Raw genomic sequence first — 23,534 nt, forward strand, 5'->3', positions numbered from 1 at the left:
GGAATTTTATGAAATCGGGCTTTGTAAGTATCATCGGACGAACAAACGCAGGTAAAAGCTCTATGCTAAATGCCTTATTAAATGAAAAAATAACAATCGTATCGCACAAGCAAAACGCCACACGTCGCAAGATAAACGGCATAGTCATGCATGAAAATAACCAAATAATATTTATCGATACGCCAGGTCTTCACAAAAGCGACAAAACGCTAAACAAGCTAATGATTGAAGATGCGATTAAGGCTATGGGTGATTGCGATGCGATACTGTTTTTAGCCTGTATTCATGATGATGTTACAGATTATGAGAATTTTTTAGCACTCAATCCAACAAAGCCCCATATTTTGGTGCTAACAAAGGTAGATGAAGTAAAAAATGAAGACGTGTTAGCTAAAATTTCAAACTACGAAAAATATGCTACTAATTTCAAAGCACTAATACCATTTAGCACCAAACACAAAACATATCAAAAGCCCTTACTAGACGAGATATCAAAACTCCTACCCAATCATCCATATTTCTTTGATCCAGAGTTCATAACAAACACAAATGAAAAAGAAATTTTTAGAGAATTTATACTTGAGTCAATTTATGAAAATTTAAGCGATGAGATACCATATTCAAGCGATGTAGTAATAAATAAAGTCATTGAAAACTCTCAGCTAACGCAAATTTATGCCACAATCATCACAGAAAAAACAACTCACAGAGCAATGATAATTGGCAAAAACGGTAATACGATAAAAAGAATTGGGATAAATGCCAGAAAATTGATTGCAAATTTAACACAAAAAAAGATATTTTTAAAGCTTGAAGTGCAGATAAAAAAGGGCTGGAGCAAAGACGAAAACTATATAAAGAAACTAAATGAAACAAACACTTAACAAAAACAAAAATTATACCATCACAATCGATGTTTATAACGATTTTATCGCAAAATATGATACCAGTGAAGTGGATATTTTTTTGCTTAATAAAGCAAATTTAAAAAAGGAAAATTTCTATATCTCATACTTAAAACATAAAGATGTCCAATCAGCAACAATCGAAATTCCAAGCAGTATATCAAGCGAGGATTTAGAAAACCAAATCACTATAAAAACATATGAAGAGCTAAATTTAGACACTATAAATGAATATAAAATAACATATATGCAAATGCCATTTTCTAGTCATGATAGCAATTATTTTAACGTATATGCCATCGATTTTAATGCCCTAAAATCAAAATTTCAAACAACTATAACCAATATACACTTTTTAGATTTTATTGCCTATACCCCACTTTTATATCAGTGTGCTTACAGCAAAAATTTACTACCAAACGCAACATCAGATGTTTTTATAAACATAAGCAAAGATGATGCATTTATAAGCATTTATAAGCAAGGAGAGCATTTCATATCTCGTCCATTAAGATACGATTTAGAATATATCAAGGATAAATATTTTGAGTTATCTGGCGAGAGATTAGACAATGATAGTTTTTATCAAATGCTTAATAAAATCGATATAGACAATGAGAGTTTGCAATCAAAACAAATAAAATCTGTCTTTAAAGAGTGTTTTTCATACATATACGATGTGTTAAATTCTCTATCTAGAATTTACTCACTAAATATCACAACAGCATATATAGATATAGACACATACAATATACAAGGCTTAGTTGATTTATGTGCCAAAGAACTAGAAATAAATGCATCTTTACTAAATATATCAACACATTTAAACGCTAAAAATTTTAAGTTAGCACAAATTCACAATTTGATGCAACTTAAAAGCATAGAATACAAGCAAAATCAAGACGATAGCTTTAACTTTACCATATTTAAAAGACCAGATCCATTTTTGCAACGCCAAAGTGGGAAATTCATAATAACAATCGCAGGATGTGCCTTATTGTCTTTATTATATCCTGCATATAATTATACATATGGATATTATTTAGAAAATCAAAAAGAAATTTTAAACCAAGAATATAAAGAAAAATATGCCATAGAGCAAAATATACGCACCAAAATAGCAACTATAGAAAATGCACAAAACGAAGTTAAAAAAAGCATAAAAGAGCAAAGTGATAAGCTTGAATTTCGCAAAAAACTACTAAATGAAATAGAATACAAAAAAAGCGGCTATATAATGAAGTCAAAAGCACTATATGATATTTCAAACATGTTTAATAAAAATGGTGTATCAATGAAATCCATAAAGCAAGACAACAATCAAATAACCATCAATGCGATAAGCCAAGACGAAAAGCGAATAACTGATTTAATAAAGCAAATAAGTGCAAATGATAAAATTAACGTAAGCACGAAAAAAATATATTTTAATAGCGATTTAAGATATGAAAGCAATATAACAATGGAGCTAAAATGAATAAAATTTTAGACAATATTGATAAATATTTTGAACAAAAAAGCCAAAGTGAATCTACTATTTTAACTTATGGCGTAGGCTTGATAATAGTGGCTTTTGTCTATTTTTTGTTATTTGATATATCGGCTGAATATTTTGAAGAACACAACAATCATTACACTGACATAGAGGCCAGACTAGTAAACACAAATCACTACTTAAAAATGGTAAGCTCGGCTGATGGATTAGACACAAATTATGCCATCAATGCACAAACAAACATACTAAACGGATTAAGATTAAAACTTGATGGCATAAATAAACAAAATGAATATTTTGACACAAAACTTAAAGAATTGTCGTTTTTGTTGTTTAATGAGCAAAATTGGGCGAAATTTCTAGATGATTTAGTTGTATTAGCACAAAGAAATGACATAACTATACAAAGCATAAGCAATGAATTTAAAGAGCCAACTATACAAAAAGTTGAGCAATTTTTAAATATTAACATAAAAGCAAATGGGGATTTTAAGGATCTAGTAAGCTACATAGACGCGATAGAAAAATCAAAATTAGTAGTTGATTTAAACAGATTAGATATCAACTCATCATCAAATAAATTAAACTCAGATATAGGAATTGCTGTATGGGGAATAAAATATTAATAAAAATTAAAATTTTACTACTTTTTGTCGTTTATTTATGTGCTGATACCAATTCCACTGATGCTATTTTTGATAAAATTTCGGCATCTAGAAACGGACTTAGTCCAATGCAACTTCAAAACATAAAAAATCCATTTTTAAACACATCCAATCAACAAGAAACAATACAAATTATAAAAAACGAAAATACTCAATCTCACAAACTACAAGCAATAATATCAAACAAAGTCAAAATAAATAATGTTTGGTATGGGTTAAATGATGAGATAGATATCGGTAAAATTGTTAAAATTTCATTCTCAAATGTTATAATACATAATGAAAAAACTGGTAAAGTTCAAATTTTAAATATGGCAAGGAACATCGCAAATGTCGAAACTAAATAGAGTAATTTTTATTATATCTTTTGCATTAATTACAATTACAAATGCAAATAGTTGCCTTAGTAAAAAATTTAGCATGAAAATAACAAGTGATGTCAATTTAATCGAAGCAATAGAGCAACTATCTGATATGTGTAATTTTAGTATTGTAATTACAGATAATCACGCAAAATCGATGCTGCATGACAACTCAAGCATCAACATAAAGCAGATGGATTTAAATCAAATTTTTGACATAATTTTAAGCGAGAAAAATCTACACTATGATTTTAATGGCAATGTTCTTAAAATTTCATCTTTAAAAAGCAAAACATTTAAAATAGACTATATAACATCTATACGCGAAGGACGTGCCACGACAAAAGCATCAGTTGATTCATCGCCTGTTGAAGTAGGAGAAAATCAAACAAATACACAAAATCAAACAAACAGTTTAAATCAAGATAATATCATCCAAACAATAGAAAAATTTGATTTTTGGGAAAAGCTTGATGCTGAGCTAAAAGCGATATTAAACAACACAAGCGATGCGATTGAGGCTCCGGATCCAATCATAAATCAAAATGCCGGACTAATCACAGTAACTGGCACACCATCACAATTAAAGCGTGTCAAATCATACATAACTCATGTCCAACAACGCCTAAAACGTCAAGTAGTAATAGATGTATCAATTATCTCTGTTGAACTTGCAAACGAATACAAAAAAGGCATTGATTGGAGCAAATTTCAACTAGGCTTTAACACATACTTAAACAGCGATCAAACAAGCCCATCTAACCTAATAACATCACGAACAAATAGTGGTGGTTGGCAAAATTCTCTAACAATTTCAGCAAATTTAAATCTCAGTATAGATGGGGTTATAAATTTCTTAGAAACAAATGGCAAAACTAAAGTCGTATCAAGCCCAAAAATCACAACCCTAAATAACCAACAAGCACTAATCTCAGTCGGAGATAATATAAACTACCGTGTAATGGAGCAAACAGATAGTGGCTCTGCACTCTCTGATAGACGCACAACCACATACAAACAATACTCAGTTTTTATAGGAATTTTACTAAATCTACTTCCTGAAATTTCTGATGATAATAAAATCATGCTTCGTGTTAATCCATCGCTTAGTAACTTCAAATACAGAGACGATGACTCGACCACGCAAAATTTAGCAATTAGAGAGATTGCACCAGACACCTTGCAAAAGAAGCTCTCAACAGTGGTATATGTAAATAGTGGCGATACGATAATTTTGGGTGGTTTAATCGGACAAACAAAAGCCAAAGACAATACTCGTGTGCCATTACTAGCAGATATTCCGCTAATTGGAGCGGCTTTTAAAAGCACAAAAGATGTAGTTCGCACGACAGAGCTTGTGTTTGTTATAACGCCTAGAGTTGTTGATCTGCAAGATATAAGACCAACAAAACAAAGCTTAAAAGATCTTGGTTTTTCAAAGTCCATATATGAATAATGTATATACTAAGCTTAAAAATAACTTTATTGAAGATGATAATCTAGAGTGGTTTATCAACCTTGATAAGTCAATACAGTGCTATAATAAAATAGTAAATGTATTGCAAAAACCGATAAAACTCGCACTATTTTATGGCAAACCAGGAAGCGGAAAGACATTTTTGCTAAATAAAATTTTAAAAGATTTAGATAATGAAAATATCATATATTTCTCGCATCCGTTTTTTAACGAAAGTGATTTTTTAAATGAAGTTTGTGAAAAACTTAAAATTTCAATAAGTTCTAAAAATTTTGAAGCATTTTTAAAAGAGTATGATTTAAGCTTAAAAGGCGTCGATGAAATACTAAAAAATCAAAAAATCATTATACTAGATGAAGCCCAACTCTATCCGCCCAAACTAATAGAAAAAATAAGATTAATGGCTGATAGTAGGTATTTTAAAGTGCTATTTACAGTGCATAAAACAAGTGATGAAGACGTCTTAGCAAAGGATTATTTTTCAACTCGCATATGGGAGAGCATAGAGTTAAAAAGTGCTGATTTAGCAGAGATAAGAGTATATATACAAAAAAAATTAGACGATAAAATAAACTTGATAAATTTTAGTCAAAATGACTATGCCTTGATACACAATCTATGCAAGGGCAATCTAAGAACACTAAATAAATTAATGTATAAATTTTTACAAATATGCGAAAGTTACGAAGCACACAAGCCATCAATGCTAAGCACAAGCAAAAACAATAAAAAACTAATTTACATGGCAGCAATAGATACGGAGTTAATAAATGCTTAGTCTAAGTGAATTAAACGAACTTGAAGCAAGATACGAAAGGCTTATAAACAGACCAAACAAGGCAAAAAAATCACTAATAATAGCCTTAATAATATTGATTTTAGCACTTACTTGTTTTATATACCACAATACAAAACAAACACCAGTCACAAAATCATACGCACAAGAAATACAAGAAAAAACACAAATCGCAATTAACAAACTACAACAAGAACAGCCTTTAAGCGATGACGCATCCGAACAATCGCAACAACCTAGCATAAAAACGCATCAAGAACAAGGCTGGTTAAAACTAAACAAGATACAAATTTCACACACCGATAGCACTATATCTGATATAAGCCAAACAACAAAGCCAAATGAAAAACAAATCAAAAAAATAGACATACAAGTAACTCAAACAAATTTAAACGAAATAGACGCACTAAAAGAAAATTTCAACAAAACACACAATATTAATTACGCACTAGCTCTAGCAGAAAAATTTCTAAATCAAAAAGATTATAGTCAAGCCATTGAGTGGGCATTAAACGCAAATGAGCTAGACAACGACAACGAGCAAAGCTGGATAATTTTTGCCACTGCAAAATACAAACAAGGCAACAAAGATGATGCCTTAAGGGCTCTAAATTCTCACAATCGTGGCAAAAATAGCCCAAAAATAACAAATTTAATAAATCAAATAAAAAGCAATTTATTATGAAAATTTTATTAACAATTTTAATGCTTATCTCGTCTATGAAGGCTTTGAGTTTTGCTGAAATTTCAAACTGGTATAGCGAGGGTAAATATAAACAAATTTGTCAAGAACAAGTAGAAAAATTTTATATAAAAACACGCATTGATGCCGTACTAAATTTATACGGTATGGCTTGTTTAAACACACATATGATAAACCGCCTAAGCACACCGATATTTGGTCTTACAAAATCCAAACAAGCACGTGAAAATGCGGCATATTTTGCTGATATACTTTATAAGAAAAAGTTGCTTTATTACGCAGTAATTGATGGTGTTGATATAAGCTATATTAGACTACCAAAGAGCGATTATATACTATCGTATATATTTGACAGATTTACAAAGGGTGATTATGAAAAAGATGATGAAATTTTCATTTTTAAAGAACCAAACTCAGACACATATTATGAACTTGGCAAGAGTGAGCTTGAGTATGAAATCCCTAGAATTTTCATAAGAACTTATAAAGATGACGAATTAATAAATGAAATAGAGTATTGGTAATGCAAAATAAATTAAACATTCTTATACAAAACCAAATAATAAACACAGACGAAGCAAACACAATAAAAAACGAAAATGATTTAGCCCAAGCACTATACACCCTATATAGGCGTGAGAAAATAGACATAGAGTTTGTGTCTAAAAATCTTGATTATGATGCTGAGAAATTTTTACAAGAAATTTCAAAAAAATATGAACTTGAATATTTTGATTTAGACGATACAGAGATAGACTACCGTTTAAGTGAGCGTATAAGCACGGCTCAACTAAAAAAACTAAACGCACTTCCAGTCAAACAAGATGAGTTAAGCATAAGCGTGGCACTAAAAAACCCATTTGATGTATTAAATCAAGAAAGAGTGCAAAATTTATTTAAAAGAAAAATTTTAAAAGTAGCCGTAGCCCAACCAGCAAAAATAGACAAATACCTAAATAAACTGGAGTTAAACGAAAGCATCAAAGATTTAGTTAATGACATACGCAAAGAGCTTTCAACCTCAGCCAGTGCTTCCACTGGTGATAGCTCTGGGATATTAAAATTAATAGAAGTTATACTAAAAACCGCAATTTCTAGCAGAGCTAGCGACATCCATATAGAGCCAACAGAGACAAGTTGTGTAGTAAGAAGCCGCATAGATGGTATGCTAAGTGAGACTTTTATATTTGACAAAGATATCTATCCACCAATGGTAAGTAGAATGAAGCTATTATCAAACATGGATATAGCTGAGCGACGAAAGCCACAAGATGGGCGTTTTTCAGCAGTAATACTAGATAAAGAGTATGATTTTCGTATCTCAACATTACCTATACTAAACGGTGAGAGTATAGTGCTTCGTGTGCTTGATAAATCAAAAGTTGTAATAAGCCTAGAAAATTTAGGCATGCATCCTGAAAATTTTAATAAATTTAAAAAATGCATGAAAGCACCTTATGGTATCATCTTAGTAACTGGTCCAACCGGCAGCGGCAAGACAACAACACTATATGGGGCATTAAATGATATAAAAAATATACAAACAAAAATCATCACAGTTGAAGATCCAGTCGAATATCAACTAAGCCTAATTCAGCAAGTGCATGTAAATGAAAAAGCTGGATTAAATTTCGCCTCAGCACTTCGCTCAATCCTTCGTCAAGATCCAGATATCATAATGATAGGCGAGATACGAGATCAAGAAACTCTTCGCATAGCCATACAGGCTGCACTTACTGGACACTTGGTATTTTCTACACTTCACACAAATGACGCTATATCCGCTCTACCACGCATAATTGATATGGGCATAGAGCCGTATTTGGTAAGTGGTGCATTAACCGCTATTGAAGCACAAAGGCTAGTTCGCAAACTATGCCCACACTGTAAAAGCAAAACAACACCGCACAAAAATATACTAGATGATTTGTTGCACATTCTACCTAACGAGTATCAATTTTATCAAGCTGTAGGCTGTGAGCATTGTGCAAATACCGGCTATATTGGGCGTGAGATGATAAGCGAAATTTTACCAGTAAGCGACGCTATACAAAATTTAGTCGCACAAAGTGCAAACAAAGAAGAGATAAAAAAAGTAGCTATTAAAGAGGGGTTTATAGATATGTTTAGCGATGGCATACTTCGTGCTGCTCGTGGCATTACAACGATAGAAGAAATTTACAGAGTGGCTAAAATATGAAATTTTTTGAAGTTGAATACGTCAAAGATGGACTAAAACAAAAAATTACGCTAAAAGCAAATAACAAAAACGATGCAAAATCAATCGCTACTGCAAAAAACTACGGCACGATTATAAAAATAGGCGAAACAAAATCCATACCAATTACTGATCAAATCAATGATTTTGGGGATAAAATAGCAAGTTTTTTTATAAAACCAACCATCAAAACACCGCTTTTAGTAACAACAATAAGGCAATTAAGCGTTATGGCAAATGCTGGAATATCACTACATGATGCCATAAAAGAGATAGCAAAATCATCAGATGATAAACGCATACAAGTTGTATTTGACACTATCAATGAAGACTTAAACCAAGGACAAAGTCTAACTGAATCAATATCAAAATTTCAAAACGACTTTGGCGATGTAAGTATAGCTATGATGAGACTTGGCGAAAACACTGGCAATATGGCAGAATCGCTATCAAAATTAGCTGAAATCTTACAAGATGTATGGGATAATCAGCAAAAATTTAAAAAAGCCATAAGGTATCCTATAACTGTAATAGTTGCGATAATAATTGCATTTGTAATAATGATGACATCAGTGGTGCCAAAATTTCGCGATGTATTTGATCAACTTGGTGCAAACTTGCCATTGCCAACTAAAATTTTATTAAACATAGAAAATATCTTAAGTCAATACGGCTTATATGTGCTAATCATAATACTTGGTGCCATTTTTTTCACAAATAAAACATATAAAAAATCATATGAAATAAAAGCCAAAATCGACAAAGCATTACTAAAAGTATATCTTATAGGAAATATCATATTTTATTCAACTATGAATAGATTTAATCTAATTTTTACAGAGCTAACACGTGCTGGAATACCTATAGTAGAGGCATTAGACACAGCTGTAATGACTGTAACAAATGAAGAGCTAAAAATTAAATTAAAAGGAGTTAAGATACTAGTAGGCAGGGGTGTTAGTCTAACCGATAGCTTAAAAGATACAAAGCTTTATGAAAGTATGCTACTTCAGATGATAAATGCCGGAGAGCAAAGTGGTAGTCTAGATGCCATGCTAGAAAAAGTCACAGACTATTATAAAATGAAATTTAATGACATAATTGACAATATTTCAACATATATAGAGCCTATTTTATTAGCTGTTTTGGCGATTATGGTTACATTTTTAGCTCTTGGTATATTTATGCCAATGTGGGATATGGCAAGTGCTGTGAGAAATTAGTGTGAAAAAACGAAGCACTTAATTAGCTTTTTGTAAATTTTATTATATTGATTATTTAAATTTAATATTTCTTTCATTAAAATGTTTTGGGGATATAAATAAAAATCAGGAGTTAGTAATGTCTAAATCTATAGCAAATACAGAAAGACAAGTAGATGAAAATGCCTTTTTGGTATCTAAAACAGATACAACTGGCAAAATAACATACTGCAATGCTCCATTTACTGAGATAGTAGGAGCAAAAGGCAATGAACTAATCGGCAAACCACACAATATTGTTCGTCACCCAGATATGCCAAAAATAATATTTAAATTACTTTGGGAACGTATAAAAAATAAACAAGAAATTTTCGCATATGTCAAAAACAGAAGCTTTGATGGTTCATTTTACTGGGTTTTTGCAAATGTTACAGCATCAGTTAATGAAAATGGGCAAATAGTAGGGTATTATTCAGTCCGCAGAAAACCAAACCCAAAAGCCATGCAAACCATAAAACCACTATATGAAAAGTTATTAGCAGCCGAAAAAAGCGGCGGTATGGATGCATCAGAAAGAATTTTAAACGAAACATTAAAAGAGCAAAAGTTAAGCTATGATGAATTTGTAAATAGCTTACAAAGAGCATAAAGGAGATGAATTATGTTTGGTAAAAAAAATAAAACAAATCATGATGAAATTTTAGATGTAATAACGGCTGCAAAAAACGGCATACTAGAGCCACGTATAATAAATTTAAATCCAAATGATACATTAGGACAAATTGCACTTGGTATAAACGACTTATTAGATCAAATCGAAGCCTTGCAACGCGAAATGGCGACATCAGTAAGTATGGCTGAAAAAGGTGCGACACATAGAAATATATATTCTGAAGGTTTTAGAGGACTATTTAAAACAAATGCTATAAATATGAGCGATGGCGTAAATGGTATAAAAGCCGGACAAAAAGGCAAGACAAGAGGTGTGCTATCTGAGCAATTTGGCGAACTAGGCAACGGAACAAGCGGCATGAATGATGTGCAAAATGATCTAAACATAAGCATAGACAACTTAACACAAATGGCAAAAATTGCCAATGAAACATCAAAAATCGCCGATGAAACACTAAATAACATGAATGAACTTAGCTCAAATATGAGCTCACTAGAAGGACTTATAAATAACTCAGCACACGCCATACACACACTCACAACTAGGACTGATGAAATTTCATCAGTTGTTGGACTAATAAAAGACATAGCCGAACAAACAAATCTCTTAGCACTAAACGCAGCTATAGAAGCCGCACGTGCTGGAGAGCATGGACGTGGTTTTGCCGTGGTTGCAGACGAAGTGCGAAAACTAGCTGAAAATACTCAACGAGCAACAAGCGAGATAAGCATAAGCATACAGACGCTGCAACAAGAGACAAAAGAGATAAGCCAAAACTCAGACGAAATTAATCGCATAGCACAAGCGGCAAATGTTAGCGTTGATGTATTTAGGCAAACCTTAATACAGTTTAACGATAATGCCAAAGCTACAGCCGAGACATCAAAATACGTCGAAAATAAAACCCTAAGCATTATCACTAAAATTTCGCAAATTTTAACTAAAACAAATATCTATTCAGATGTCATAAATGAACGCGTTGAGCCTGAAAATATACAACAAATCATAAGCGAGATAAATTCTTGGCATGATGAAAAACAAATGACTAAATTTAAACACATGCCAAGCTATAAAACATTAAGACCGCTTGTTGATGAATTTACAGCTATTTTAAAAGAGATATCAAATAGTGCAAAAGATGGCTACAATAAAGAAAATATGAATACAATAGTAAGCGAATTTGCTAGACTTGAAGCAGTAAGCTCTAAAATTTTCGAATCATATAATAATATGGTAGAAGACACAAAATAAAACAAAGAGAGTGATTTCACTCTCTTTTATCTATCTAAGATTTTATTATATTCTGATATCATTTTAGCAATCTTAGAATTTTTAGCACCATTTATAAATACGTCATTATCATAAGCCAACTCAAAAATACCACTCATATCACTTACTCCAATCATATCAGTAGGCAATATCCCAGCTAGTATTAACATCTGAAAACATGCATCTTTATCATTTTTTCTAGCATTGCAATCGGTGTATTTTTTAGCATATTTTCTTATTATATTTACTATCGCATCGCCTTGTTGCATGTCTTTTACCTCGTTTGCCACGACAAGTGAATACTCATAATACTCTTTAAAAATTTCAGATTTTGCATGTCTTAATGCGTATTTTAAATATTCTAAGCCTTTTTTGGCATCTTTTTTTACACCAAATCCAAGCACATACGAATGCCCCAAACTCTCACAAGCATCACTTAAACCAGCATGACAATATTTCTCATGTAGCTTTACATCACTCTCAAAGTCATGTGTATTAAAAGCAGTGTCATCTTCGTTAAAATACTTGGCAAAAACTTTTTTATACTCATCACCAACTAATGGTTTGATGCTATTTATATCAAAACCAAAACAAACTCCAACAATCATCAAAAACATTAAAATTTTCTTCATCTGCATCCTTTAAATTTATGCTAATATCGCCTTAGCAATCTCGCTTATGCGTCTTGCATCAGCGCTTGCACCTATTTGCTCTTTTGCCGCCTTCATAAAGTTACCCAAGTCCTTTATACTACTTGCTCCAAGTTGCATTTTTATATCTTGTAATTTTAATTTTAACTCATCATCATTTAATTGTTTTGGCAAATATACAGCAATTAGCTCGGCCTCCATGCTCTCTTTTTGTGCCAAATCCTCTCTGCCACCTTGCAAATATATATCCTTTGCGTCATTTCGCTTTTTTATCTCTTTTTGAAGTATGCCAAGCACAATTTCATCACTTAACTCAACTCTTTGATCTATTTCAACTTGTTTTAAGACAGAATGAAGCGTCCTTAAACTATCACGCCTAAACTCATCTTTTTGCTTCATCGCTATTTTAATATCTTGCAATATCTGCTCTTTTATGCTCATTTTTTCTCCTTATGATTTAAAATTTTATTAAACTCATTCTTAAAATATGCCACCGCTATACCTTCCCTTAAACCATCATCTATTGCGATTAATTTAGCTTTATTATCATGCAACAAGCCATATAATAGCGTTATTCCAGCAATTATTAAGCTTTGTCTATTTTCTCCAACTAATACTTTTGCCTTATCTTGTGGCATGTCTATTAGCATCTGCCTTTGATTATAAAACTCATCTACATTTAACTCTGTGCCATTTATTAAATTTGCATCATATTTAGCGTAATTTAAACCAAGTTTTAAAGCTGCCATAGTCGTGGCAACCCCAGCAGTAAGCACAATAATATCACCATGCAAACTATCAAGAAATTGCTTAGCGTCTTTAACTACAAATTTAACATTATCATCAAGCAACTTAGGCGTCTTAAAAGCTTCATAAAAACTAATGATACCAAAATTAAAGCTTTGAAATTTTTGCGAACTGCTTATCTCACTACTTGCACCACCCAAATCAATAAACACAGGATTATTACAAACTATATTTAAGCGATTTAATGCATTATTTACGCCCATATTTATAAACAATGCCTCGCTTTCTCCACTTATTAGACGAAATTTAATACCAAATCTATCCAAAATCTCAGCAAAAATTTCATCTGTATTTTTCGCAATCCTAAATGCAGCCGTAGCTACAGCAATGTGTCTGAAATTTTCAAAATCAAACTCGCGTTTAATTATATTTAAAGCACTATATATACGCTCACAAGCCTCGCTGCTTATAACACCACTTTGACTTAGTCCTCTTGCCGAACCAACTATCGCCTCGTAGCTTTTTTGCACACTAAATATGCCATTTTGATTGATTACATACGCCACTCTTAGTGTATTTGAACCAAGATCAATTGCTATTATTTTATCCATTAAGCCTACTTTGTTTTTGTAAAATTTTATCAAATTTTAGATATAATTACTATTATTTTAAAAAGGAATTTTCTTGAATCGCGACAATATTTTTGCTGGTTTGGCTTTTATAATCACTCTTGTTTATTTTTTAAACTGGGGGATTTCTGCCATACCTAGTAACTACTATCCAATATTTTTTATAGTTTCAGTATTTGGGATATTTATGGCATTTAACATCGGTGGAAACGATGTCGCAAATAGTTTTGGCACAAGCGTTGGAGCAAAAACTCTCACAATAAAACAAGCATTAATAATAGCTGCCGTATTTGAATTAAGTGGAGCTGTTTTTGCAGGAGGAGAGGTTACAAATACTATAAAAAACGGCATTATTAGCTTTAAAGGGCATGATGTAGATCCTATGAAATTTGTAGCCATTATGCTATCAGCACTTCTTAGCTCTGGGCTATGGCTGTTTTTTGCATCAAAAAAAGGACTACCAGTATCTACCACACACTCAATTGTAGGCGGTATAGTGGGAGCTGGTATCATAATGGGCTATACAAGCTATGGGGCAAACGAAGCCATAAAGATGATAAGCTGGAATGAAATAGGCAAAATAGCCATAAGCTGGGTGATCTCGCCACTAATGGGTGGGGTGCTATCGTTTTTGATATTTGGTTACATTAAACGCAATATCATAACGCCAACAAGACAGTTAAAAATCTCACTAAAAACTTTAAAGAGCGAGAGAAAACGCTATAAGCGTGATTTTATATTATCACTAACAGCCCTTCCTGAAAAGGAGCAGATAGAAACTCTATCTAGAATAGCCATGATAGATGAAGATAACATACAAAACCCAGAATATAGCGAATACCGCACTAAAATTAAACAAATGAAAGATAATGAAAAGCAAATCGATAGCTTTGCTGCGATGAAAAAACATATCCCACTTGTGGCTGGATTTGCCGCAATGATAATATCATCCATGATGCTATTTAAGGGCTTAAAGCATCTAAATTTAAACTTTGGCATACTTGGCACAGTTTGGATCATGTTTGTGATAGGGCTTATGGCGTATTTGGCTAGTTTTGCCATCATAAACGTTATGAGTAAGAATGATAGTGAAAAAAGCATAAACCGTATATTTTCGTGGTTTCAAATTTTTACCGCTAGTTCGTTTGCATTTTCGCATGGTGCAAACGATATAGCAAATGCAATAGGTCCGTTTGTCGCTGTGCTAGACGTAATAAAAACGGGTGTCATAAATGACTCAGCTGCAATACCAAACGTCGCAATGATTACATTTGGCATATCGCTTGTTGTTGGGCTTTGGTTTTTAGGCAAAGAGGTAATTACAACAATTGGCACTAAACTAGCAGAAATTATCCCTACAACTGGCTTTAGTGCAGAACTAGCAGCGAGTATTGTGATACTTCTAGCCACAAAACTTGGCATACCAGTTAGCTCAACACACATACTAATAGGTGCGGTTTTAGGCATAGGCGTGATAAATAAAAATGCAAATTGGAAAATGGTAAAACCGATACTTCTAGCATGGGTTATCACACTACCAACGGCGGCAATTCTTGCTAGTGTATTTTATATTATAATTGCTAGATTTATATAAAATTACAAAATACAATTTAAGTTTTGGATTTATAAAACATCAAAAACAAGTGTGTTTGTCACTTTAAATTTTGCGTTTAATAAATTTAAAACAATTTTATACTTTTTATGTTGATAAGAACCAACAAAATCGCTAAATTTAAAGCTGGTTTATTAATGCAACCTACAAGAAATAGCCATAAAACAAAATTAAAAATAAATTTAGGCACAAAATCCAAACTATTACAAAAGCAAAGTGTAAATTACTAAAATTAATATTAGCAAGAAAAATTACAATAAAAAATAAGATTTAGTTTTATAAAGCAAAATTTTAGCCAACACGATAGCAACACAATGTTTATTAAACTGATTAAATTTAAAATCAACCTTAATCTAAAATATAAATTTAGACGATAAAAGTAAGGATATATTTATTTTATCTATATTTAAAAAAGAAAAAGGAGTAGGCATAACACTAAAAATTAAGAATAAATTTCATATAAAGCTTTGTTAGGATTAGCAACAGCTTTGTAAAAATAGTTAAAATTAAATTTTACTTAGGCTATGCAATTAAGGTTTTGTGAAATTTCAAGTAGTTTTGATTTTGCATATTCAATATCATCAGAGCAGATACTACAATCAATCCTGGCTGGTTTTTTATAGACTTTATCGTAATATTGTGTTAGTAAAATTTCCGCCACTTTTGCATTATCACCACTACTATAAGCCGAAATCGCATCATCTTTAGCATCCTTTGAAATAAATGCCCTTATCTTTGTCATGCACTCATCAAAAAACGCCCTATCAACACCACAATAATCATCAAGTATGCAATCAATCCTATTTTTAATATCGGCAAAAATTTCGACATTTATGCTATCTTCTCGCATGGCTTTATAAATACTCTCAGGCAAAGTTATCTCGCCTATGCGCCTACTTTCGCCCTCTATAAAACACACCTTAACCCCACGAAGCTCTCTAAGGCGTTCAAAAAGAGCATCTTCAAACGCTTTTTGACTAGGCTGCTTTCCAGACACAGAGCCAAAAACAGAGCCTAGATGATTTGCCATTTTTTCTAAATTTATACTAGGGCTTAGTTCGTTTATTAGTTTTGTTTTGCGAGTACCTGTATTGCCAAATAAAGTAATAAAACGCATATTTATAGGTCTATTAAGCTCACTTAAGACATGATTTCTATAAGCCTTATATCCCCCAACAAGCCTTACAACTCTATAGCCTATCATACCCAGCACATGAGCGATAGATGCCGATCTCATACCGCCTTTAGCACAATACACACCAACCTTTGCACCAACTCTAAATTTAGACGAAATTTCAAGCAAATGCTTGTCTAAATTTAGACATATATACCTTGCACCAAGCACTTTTGCCGATGCCCTATTTGTTTTATATATCGTGCCTACTTCTTTATGCTGTGCGTCATCTAAGGCAAAATAATTTTTAGAGCCAACTATACAAGAATACTCATACTCGCATGGGCTTCTAGCGTCTATTAATAATTCAAAGCTATCTCGCTCATCAAGCCACTGATCTATATCAAGATCAATTACGCTCAAATTTATACTCCGTTATAGTTTTAAACGCCTCTTTTAGCTTGGTAAATAACGGATGAAAAGGCACGCCATTTACTCTAACATCGGCTATGGTTGTGATAAAATTTGTATCTCGCTCCCAACGTGGCACTAGATGATAATGCACATGCTCAGCTATCCCAGCACCAGCTGCCTTGCCTAAATTCATGCCGATATTTACACCACCTGCATTAAGCTCATCTTTTAAAATTTTAACTCCATTTTTTACATAATAACTCATCTCGAACCATATCTCATCATCTAATTTTTCAATATTATCCGTATGAAAATAAGGTATAACCATAAAATGCCCTGGTGAATATGGAAAACGATTCATCACGCCAAAACAATGCTTTGCACGAAATATAACACCTGTTTTATCGTCTTGAGTAGCGTCTTTTCCTATCTCGCAAAAAACACAATCTACTAATTTTGAATTAAAATACTCAGCACGCCAAGGGGCACATAAATGCTGCATTTACCATCCTTTTTTATGCTTTTATCGCCATTAATAGGCGATTTGTATTTTAAAATTTTAACATTTTTATATTTTATTAAAATTTCATAGATTAATTAATTTAAAATTTTAACCATTTTTTAGTTTGCTTAAAGCACCAGCTACGTCATCTTGCCGCATAAAATGCTCACCCACCAAAAATGCATCTACGCCATAACCCCTGAGATTTACAAGCTGTTCATGCGTATAAATTCCACTCTCGGCAACTTTAACACACTCATTTGGCAACATAGGTATTAATTTTTCGCAAAGCTTCATATCCATATCAAATGTGCTTAAATTTCTATGATTTATGCCGATAATTTTGGCATTTGCATATACTGCTTTTTGTATATCGTCTTCGTCGTGTGCTTCTACAAGCACCCTAAGTCCAATCGATATGGCTTTGTCATATAATCTTTTTAGCTCCATTTTACTCAGTGCTTTTGCGATAAGCAAGATAAAATCAGCACCATTTGCCAACGCTTGAGTGATTTGATAATCATCTATTATAAAATCCTTTCTAAGCAATGGAGCTTTAACACTAGCTCTAATTTCACGCAAATAACTTAAATCGCCCAAGAAAAAATGTGGTTCAGTTAGCACCGACATAGCATTTGCACCGCCTTTTTCATACTCCTTTGCTATCAAAACAGGCATAAAATTTTCACGTATCAAACCCTTGCTTGGACTTGCCTTTTTTACTTCGGCAATTATACGAAAAGGCTCATCATCGGTGCTTTTTAACGCACCTATTACATCTTTTGGTTTATATGCGTTTTTTTCACATATTTTTTCTAACTCAGCATGAGTTAGCCTAGCTTTTTCTTGCTCTAAATCCACTTTTGTTTTGTCTATTATTTTATCTAGTATCACTTTTTGCCCTACATTTTTTTATTGCTTCGTCGTGCTGCTTAATCTCATCAGTGTCATCTATATCATCAAAACTCATAACCTTTTGCATGATTTCACTAGCCTTATTGCAATCACCAAGCTTATAATATCCCCACGCCAGGCTATCTAGATAATATGGCGAATCAGGCTCAAGCACTAATGCTTTTTGGACTAATGATATGCCTTTTTTATAATCAATATCATGAATTATTAGCAAGTATCCATAATAGTTATAGCTCATACCAAGCCCTACTTTTTCTACGCTATTTTCAAAATTCTGCATGACATTTTTTAGCACTTTTTCGCTCATATTTTTTTCATGTTGCTCATATTCATATATTGCCATCATAGTTTGATAAACATCACCTAAACCAGCTTCATATGATTGTTTTGCTTGATTATATGCCATATCATACAATCCCATGTTTGCATACGCATCCATCATGATGCTGGAGTTTAGATCAAGCCTTGTTTCGTATTGGCTTAGTAAATTTTTATCTTTAGTCTGAGCTACACTAATAATTATATAATCTAGATACTGCGGATTTTGACTTATCTCATAAAGTTCAGCATACACACTAGCTGCATTTACAAAATCATTTTTAGCAAAATATTTCTCGCCAAGCATTGTGCAAAGAGTATAACTGCATCCATTTTTTTCTCTATAATTTTGTAAATTTTTAATAATCTCATCATCATTTGGCGTAACACTTACTAAGCGTATAAGATTTTCTTCATTGTTTTGTAGTTCATATGCTTTGGCAAAATTTGCATAAGCCTTGTTATTATCGCCTTCAAACATATTTATGTTGCCCAAAATGGTAAAATTTCTAGCATCTTGCTCTTTTTTAATTAAAGCATTTGTTTTCTCTTTTGCCCTACTTATTTTGTTTTGTTTTAAAAGCTGCATAATCTCAAATCTCACAAATTCACCATCATTTTGTAAGACTTTAGAACCAATTTTTAAAAGCTCATTTAAACGTTTATCGTTTGTATCAAAAGCCAATCTAAGAGCTTCTTTTAAAAACTCAACGTCTTTTGTCTGCTTGTATAATTTCTCATACTCACTCACAGCTTGAGCAAAATTTTCACTATCAACTAAATGTAGCACATTTAATATCTGCATATTAATATCTTTTGCGTATGTGGTCACTATAAATACAAAAACAAATAAAAATTTTAAAATTTTACACCAATGCATTCTGCTTGCAACTCCTCTAAATTTTGCTTAAAATAATCCCAAAACGGAAACGTCCTACATTGCGATGGTCTATACTCATACACGCCACAATTTTTGTTTTGCTCATCAAAAAATATACAAGCATATCCGCCATTATACTCTTTTTCTTTTATGCTATATTTATTTTGCGTTTTAAAAAGGTATTTTTTAATAAATTCATCTGTTTTTAAGCCCAAAAACTCACTTAGCTTCTTTATCTCACTCGCACTTATCCATATATATCCACTCTCGCCCACACAGCATTTTCCGCCACACTCATCGCATTTTGAACCATCAAAAGAATATGAAAAATCTTGCTTTTTTAGCATAACTCACTCTGCAAATCAGCCATGGTATATATTTTAGTCGCTTCTTGGCTATTTAGTCTATTTTCTTTCATAAAAAGCACGGGCAAAATTTCACATTTTGAACGTGAGTTTTTTTTGGCTCTTACTAGAACCAATCTGGCATTTTTATCTTTGCTAGCATGGACAAATCTAATATGCGTTGGATTGAGTTTATATCTATTAAGGGATATGAAAATTTCGCTTAATTGCATACTGTCATAGCAAAACATTAGCTCTGCATTTGGATTTAAATGAGTATTACTAACACGTATAAAATCATCAAGCGTTAAATACTTATCATATCTAGAAATAGCAATATGTTTATTATCACTCTTTGTTACACCATCATGATAAAATGGTGGATTTGATATTATTAAATCATATCTTATATCACTTTTATACATTTTAAAATCAGTCAAAATCACTTTTGCATTTAAATCATTTTCACTCAAATTTTTATTACAAAGTGCGACATTTTCATCTTGTATATCAATCATGCTTAATGAAATTTCAGGGTTATCACGCTTAATTAGCATTCCAAGAACCCCACTACCACTACCAACATCAAGAACATTTTTGTATTTTTTATTCCAAAATGAGCTTATAAAACCATACAAAGCCATTGTGTCACTATTGTAATGATAGCCATTTTGTAACTGAAAAATTTTCATACTATCTATATGCCTTTATGATAAAACCACGTGCATTTGCCCTTTTAATCACGTTTTGATTAAAGCTAATTCTAGCAAAATCGCCGTACTCGTCACGTATAAGTTGTGCCGCCATACTAGCTCTTTGAGTTCCGACACCATAATCAACATAGTTGTTTAATCTATCCAATTCGCTTTTGCTTATTTTTGAGCTTATCTCATAAGGCAACGCATATCCCCTACCATCAACAATAGCAGTTATTTCATATAAATAATTTGCATTATAGCGTGCCAAAAACTGCTCTACACGATTTTTACATGTAGTTGTTATTGTGTCTTTATCTATGTTAATACACTCTATTTGAGAAACAAAAACCACTTTTTTAGGAACTTCTGGGCGTGTTTGTGTCTCTAGAATTTGCTTTAAGTTTATATTTTCATCTTCTAGTTTATCTTGTCTATCAAGCCCAAGCTCAAGCTCTTTTTCTAGCTCATTTATCTTTTTGCCTAATTCACTTTTTGCCATAAACTCGGTTGTTTTTTTCTTTATTTCAGTTTTTAATACACTTAATTCATCCTGTAGCGTTTTAACGGCATCATCTTTATTTGTTAAATTTCGCAAACGTGAAATTTCTGCAGTCAAAATTTCATAATTTTTTGCATCAGTTTTTAGAATTTCAAGTTGCTTGTTTAAATCAGTATTTAGTTTTGCAACATTAGCTTGTGCATCACTTAACTCAGACGCTTTTATGTCAAGTTCTGCTTTAATAGCAGTTATATTGCTATCTTTTATACTAATAGCTTCATTTAAAGAGTTTATGTTATTTTTACTATTGTTTAAGTCTATATTTAAAGCAGCTATTTTAGAATTCAACTCACCTATCTGCTTTGTTTTATTTATGTCTAAATTTACCTTATGCTTTAAATCATCATTTAAAGCTGCGATTGTCTCTTTATTTTTCAATATTTGTGCTTCATTTGTGATTTTTAATTTTGTTAGATTTTCTATCTCAGATTTTGCATTTTTTAGTTCAGTATCGCTTTTATCCTTATTGCTTTTTATTGTTAAATTTTCCATATTTATTTGATTTATTTTTGCATTTAGGGCTGCTATTTCGGTCATATTGTCATATACTGCATTTGCTTTTTTTGATAATTCTTGCTCCAAAACAGAGATCTGCATCTTATATCCATCTTCTACTCTTTTTAATTCCATTTTGTGCAAATGAGTTAAGTTTTCTTTTTCTTGCTGATAATTATTTAATTGTGCTCTTAGTGTATTTAGCTCTTTTTTGGTTAGATTTGAATCATGTAAATTTGTATTAAGTAGCGAAATTTCAGTATTTAGTCTATTATTTATCTGCATTATATCATTTAGCTTTATTTCATTTTGTAAAACTGTAGCCGTTATATTCTTATCATATTCATTTTTAAGCATTAAAAGCTCATTTTCTAGCTTTATTATCTTTTGTTCATAGTTTTTTACGTTTTGTAAATTCTCTTTTTGCGTATCACTTAGTGCCTTTTGTAATTCTTGTATATTTTGCATGTATCTTAACTCTTGCTCTTTTAGGCTATCATCGTTTAAATTGGCTTGTATTTTTGGTTCGTTTGTCTCATCAAGCTTTATACTTAAATCTAAATTTTTATCATTTAAACTCAAATTATCAGCCCAAAGTGCTTCATTTGTGATCTTTAACTCAGAAATTATTTTTTTTAACTCATCTATATTTTCACTTAAATTTTCATCTATTTTTATAATTTGCTTCGGTATATATTTTTGTTTTTCGCTGTCTGGCAAATCATCAAATTTAAGTGCATAAACTTGATAAACTCTCTCTTTTGGCTTACTTAAATCACTGCTTAAATACGCATATAAGCCCAACAAAAAAATGAGTAGCACTAAGGCTACTCGCTTATAAATCAAATCCAAACATTAACCTCGTTTTTTAATAATGTCTTTTACTATCTCATAAGCATGGTTTATTCCAACAACAATCGAACCACCAGTTTTTATCAAATCCCCACTCACATAAAGACCGCTTACATTGCTTTCGCATACATCATTGACTACAGCATTACTCTTCTCATCCACTTCTACGCCACATTTTTGTAAAAAATCAACAGGGCTTGATCCACCTATGGCATAAACAACTCTATCATAAATGCGTGTTTTTCCATCTTTATAGTTTATTTTTACCTTACCACCTTCATCTTCTACGCTTTGTATATCGTGATTTAATCTAACCTTAACAGTTGCCTCGGCCTCACATTTTGCCAAATTTTCAAGATTTATATCATTTACTCTAGCAAATGTATCTCTACGATATGCTAAAGTCACCTCATTTTTACCAGCTAAATCTATAGCGTATTCAACAGCTGAGTTTCCACCACCTACGATTAGGACTTTTTCTGTGGCTTTTACGTTATTTAAGTTGTAATTTACAACAGCATTTAGTGGTAGTGGGATTTTATAGTCTGGCTTATTTGGTTTGCCCATTTTGCCTATACTAACTACTGCATTTTTTGTTTTATAATTGCCTTTTGGTGTAATTACTTCAAGTTCGTTTGCATCTTTTTTAACACACTCAACATCACAGCCATAAACAATCTCAACCTTATGCTCATCAAGCAATTTATCAAAATACTCAAGTGTGCTCTCTCTTGTTCCGTCAAAAAATTCAACTTTACCGCGAGTTGTGCTGTCTTGACCCTTATACTCCTTATCTACCCTTTTTCCTTCTTTGTAAAATTTTCTAATCGTTTGATTGTTTTGATCTGCCTTTTCTAAAAGAATTACTTTTTGTAATCCATTTAGCTTCGCCTCTATAGCACAAGCTATACCGCTAGGACCTGCACCAATTACAACTAAATCATAAAGACTTGACATTTTTTTCCTTTGTATTTAAAAATTTATGGCTCTGAATTTATCAAAATTTTGTTTAATTTAAAAGAAATTTTAAAAATTATTAT

At 32.0% G+C, this 23,534-nt stretch carries 23 protein-coding genes and 1 pseudogene; 13 read left to right on the top strand and 11 right to left on the bottom strand.

The genetic code is table 11. The features are described 5' to 3' along the window. Positions 1 to 8 precede the first annotated feature (8 nt). From era to LQU93_RS10055, 12 genes and pseudogenes are all read left to right on the top strand, one after another. Positions 9 to 884 carry a GTPase Era gene (era, locus tag LQU93_RS00265; RefSeq protein ID WP_229931880.1) on the top strand — a complete coding sequence of 292 codons (876 nt, stop codon included), beginning with the start codon at positions 9 to 11 and terminating at the stop codon, positions 882 to 884. Continuing rightward, complete coding sequence (locus LQU93_RS00270) at positions 868 to 2,382, top strand: PilN domain-containing protein (protein ID WP_229931881.1); 1,515 nt, start codon at positions 868 to 870, stop codon at positions 2,380 to 2,382. Before era ends, LQU93_RS00270 begins: the two co-directional genes overlap by 17 nt. Further along, positions 2,379 to 3,026 (top strand): type 4a pilus biogenesis protein PilO, encoded by a 648-nt coding sequence (pilO, locus tag LQU93_RS00275; protein ID WP_229931882.1) that lies wholly within the window; start codon positions 2,379 to 2,381, stop codon positions 3,024 to 3,026. Before LQU93_RS00270 ends, pilO begins: the two co-directional genes overlap by 4 nt. Then, positions 3,008 to 3,412 (top strand): hypothetical protein, encoded by a 405-nt coding sequence (locus LQU93_RS00280; protein WP_229931883.1) that lies wholly within the window; start codon positions 3,008 to 3,010, stop codon positions 3,410 to 3,412. The genes pilO and LQU93_RS00280 overlap by 19 nt, the downstream gene beginning before the upstream one ends. Continuing rightward, a complete protein-coding gene (mshL, locus tag LQU93_RS00285; RefSeq protein WP_229931884.1) occupies positions 3,396 to 4,883 on the top strand; it encodes a pilus (MSHA type) biogenesis protein MshL in 1,488 nt (495 codons plus the stop codon). The genes LQU93_RS00280 and mshL overlap by 17 nt, the downstream gene beginning before the upstream one ends. After that, on the top strand, positions 4,876 to 5,682 hold the full coding sequence (locus LQU93_RS00290) for an ATP-binding protein (RefSeq protein ID WP_229931885.1): 807 nt from the start codon (positions 4,876 to 4,878) through the stop codon (positions 5,680 to 5,682). The genes mshL and LQU93_RS00290 overlap by 8 nt, the downstream gene beginning before the upstream one ends. Continuing rightward, positions 5,675 to 6,385 carry a CDC27 family protein gene (locus LQU93_RS00295; RefSeq protein ID WP_229931886.1) on the top strand — a complete coding sequence of 237 codons (711 nt, stop codon included), beginning with the start codon at positions 5,675 to 5,677 and terminating at the stop codon, positions 6,383 to 6,385. Before LQU93_RS00290 ends, LQU93_RS00295 begins: the two co-directional genes overlap by 8 nt. Beyond that, positions 6,382 to 6,927, top strand: coding sequence for a hypothetical protein (locus LQU93_RS00300; RefSeq protein WP_229931887.1), 546 nt, complete (start codon positions 6,382 to 6,384; stop codon positions 6,925 to 6,927). Before LQU93_RS00295 ends, LQU93_RS00300 begins: the two co-directional genes overlap by 4 nt. Next, positions 6,927 to 8,603, top strand: a complete 1,677-nt coding sequence (locus LQU93_RS00305) for a GspE/PulE family protein (protein ID WP_229931888.1) — start codon at positions 6,927 to 6,929, stop codon at positions 8,601 to 8,603. The genes LQU93_RS00300 and LQU93_RS00305 overlap by 1 nt, the downstream gene beginning before the upstream one ends. Then, entirely contained in the window at positions 8,600 to 9,844 is a 1,245-nt protein-coding gene (locus LQU93_RS00310) for a type II secretion system F family protein (protein ID WP_229931889.1), read from the top strand. Before LQU93_RS00305 ends, LQU93_RS00310 begins: the two co-directional genes overlap by 4 nt. A 118-nt stretch (positions 9,845 to 9,962) precedes the next feature. Beyond that, positions 9,963 to 10,472, top strand: coding sequence for a PAS domain-containing protein (locus LQU93_RS00315; protein ID WP_229931890.1), 510 nt, complete (start codon positions 9,963 to 9,965; stop codon positions 10,470 to 10,472). 576 nt (positions 10,473 to 11,048) lie between these two features. Beyond that, positions 11,049 to 11,747: pseudogene (locus LQU93_RS10055) on the top strand (methyl-accepting chemotaxis protein); the annotation flags it as partial. A gap of 26 nt (positions 11,748 to 11,773) precedes the next feature. On the opposite strand, the gene LQU93_RS00325 reads toward LQU93_RS10055, so the two are convergent. The 3 genes from LQU93_RS00325 to LQU93_RS00335 are packed head-to-tail and all read right to left on the bottom strand — an operon-like array spanning position 11,774 to position 13,773. Then, complete coding sequence (locus tag LQU93_RS00325; protein WP_229931892.1) at positions 11,774 to 12,397, bottom strand: hypothetical protein; 624 nt, start codon at positions 12,395 to 12,397, stop codon at positions 11,774 to 11,776. 15 nt (positions 12,398 to 12,412) lie between these two features. Then, entirely contained in the window at positions 12,413 to 12,856 is a 444-nt protein-coding gene (locus LQU93_RS00330) for a GatB/YqeY domain-containing protein (RefSeq protein ID WP_229931893.1), read from the bottom strand. Beyond that, complete coding sequence (locus LQU93_RS00335; RefSeq protein ID WP_229931894.1) at positions 12,853 to 13,773, bottom strand: Ppx/GppA phosphatase family protein; 921 nt, start codon at positions 13,771 to 13,773, stop codon at positions 12,853 to 12,855. Before LQU93_RS00335 ends, LQU93_RS00330 begins: the two co-directional genes overlap by 4 nt. A 73-nt stretch (positions 13,774 to 13,846) precedes the next feature. On the opposite strand from LQU93_RS00335, the gene LQU93_RS00340 reads away from it, so the two are divergent. After that, positions 13,847 to 15,385 carry an inorganic phosphate transporter gene (locus tag LQU93_RS00340; RefSeq protein ID WP_229931895.1) on the top strand — a complete coding sequence of 513 codons (1,539 nt, stop codon included), beginning with the start codon at positions 13,847 to 13,849 and terminating at the stop codon, positions 15,383 to 15,385. Positions 15,386 to 15,920: 535 nt separating this feature from the next. Here LQU93_RS00340 and mnmH read toward each other — a convergent pair. The 8 genes from mnmH to LQU93_RS00380 all read right to left on the bottom strand — a co-directional run bounded on the left by mnmH (position 15,921) and on the right by LQU93_RS00380 (position 23,451). After that, positions 15,921 to 16,940 (bottom strand): tRNA 2-selenouridine(34) synthase MnmH, encoded by a 1,020-nt coding sequence (gene mnmH / locus LQU93_RS00345; RefSeq protein WP_229931896.1) that lies wholly within the window; start codon positions 16,938 to 16,940, stop codon positions 15,921 to 15,923. Next, on the bottom strand, positions 16,927 to 17,433 hold the full coding sequence (locus LQU93_RS00350; RefSeq protein WP_229931897.1) for an HIT family protein: 507 nt from the start codon (positions 17,431 to 17,433) through the stop codon (positions 16,927 to 16,929). The genes mnmH and LQU93_RS00350 overlap by 14 nt, the downstream gene beginning before the upstream one ends. Positions 17,434 to 17,541: 108 nt before the next feature. Next, positions 17,542 to 18,327, bottom strand: a complete 786-nt coding sequence (gene trpC, locus LQU93_RS00355) for an indole-3-glycerol phosphate synthase TrpC (protein ID WP_229931898.1) — start codon at positions 18,325 to 18,327, stop codon at positions 17,542 to 17,544. Then, positions 18,314 to 19,471, bottom strand: coding sequence for a tetratricopeptide repeat protein (locus tag LQU93_RS00360; protein ID WP_229931899.1), 1,158 nt, complete (start codon positions 19,469 to 19,471; stop codon positions 18,314 to 18,316). Before LQU93_RS00360 ends, trpC begins: the two co-directional genes overlap by 14 nt. Positions 19,472 to 19,524: 53 nt before the next feature. Continuing rightward, positions 19,525 to 19,893 (bottom strand): YkgJ family cysteine cluster protein, encoded by a 369-nt coding sequence (locus LQU93_RS00365; RefSeq protein WP_229931900.1) that lies wholly within the window; start codon positions 19,891 to 19,893, stop codon positions 19,525 to 19,527. Next, entirely contained in the window at positions 19,887 to 20,582 is a 696-nt protein-coding gene (locus LQU93_RS00370) for a tRNA1(Val) (adenine(37)-N6)-methyltransferase (protein ID WP_229931901.1), read from the bottom strand. The genes LQU93_RS00365 and LQU93_RS00370 overlap by 7 nt, the downstream gene beginning before the upstream one ends. A 1-nt stretch (position 20,583) precedes the next feature. Then, positions 20,584 to 22,464: a coiled-coil domain-containing protein gene (locus tag LQU93_RS00375; RefSeq protein ID WP_229931902.1), complete on the bottom strand. Its 1,881-nt coding sequence runs from the start codon at positions 22,462 to 22,464 to the stop codon at positions 20,584 to 20,586. A gap of 33 nt (positions 22,465 to 22,497) precedes the next feature. Beyond that, entirely contained in the window at positions 22,498 to 23,451 is a 954-nt protein-coding gene (locus LQU93_RS00380) for an NAD(P)-binding domain-containing protein (RefSeq protein ID WP_229931903.1), read from the bottom strand. Positions 23,452 to 23,534 lie beyond the last annotated feature (83 nt).

The organism is Campylobacter majalis (assembly GCF_905120465.1).
GTDB lineage: Bacteria > Campylobacterota > Campylobacteria > Campylobacterales > Campylobacteraceae > Campylobacter_A > Campylobacter_A majalis.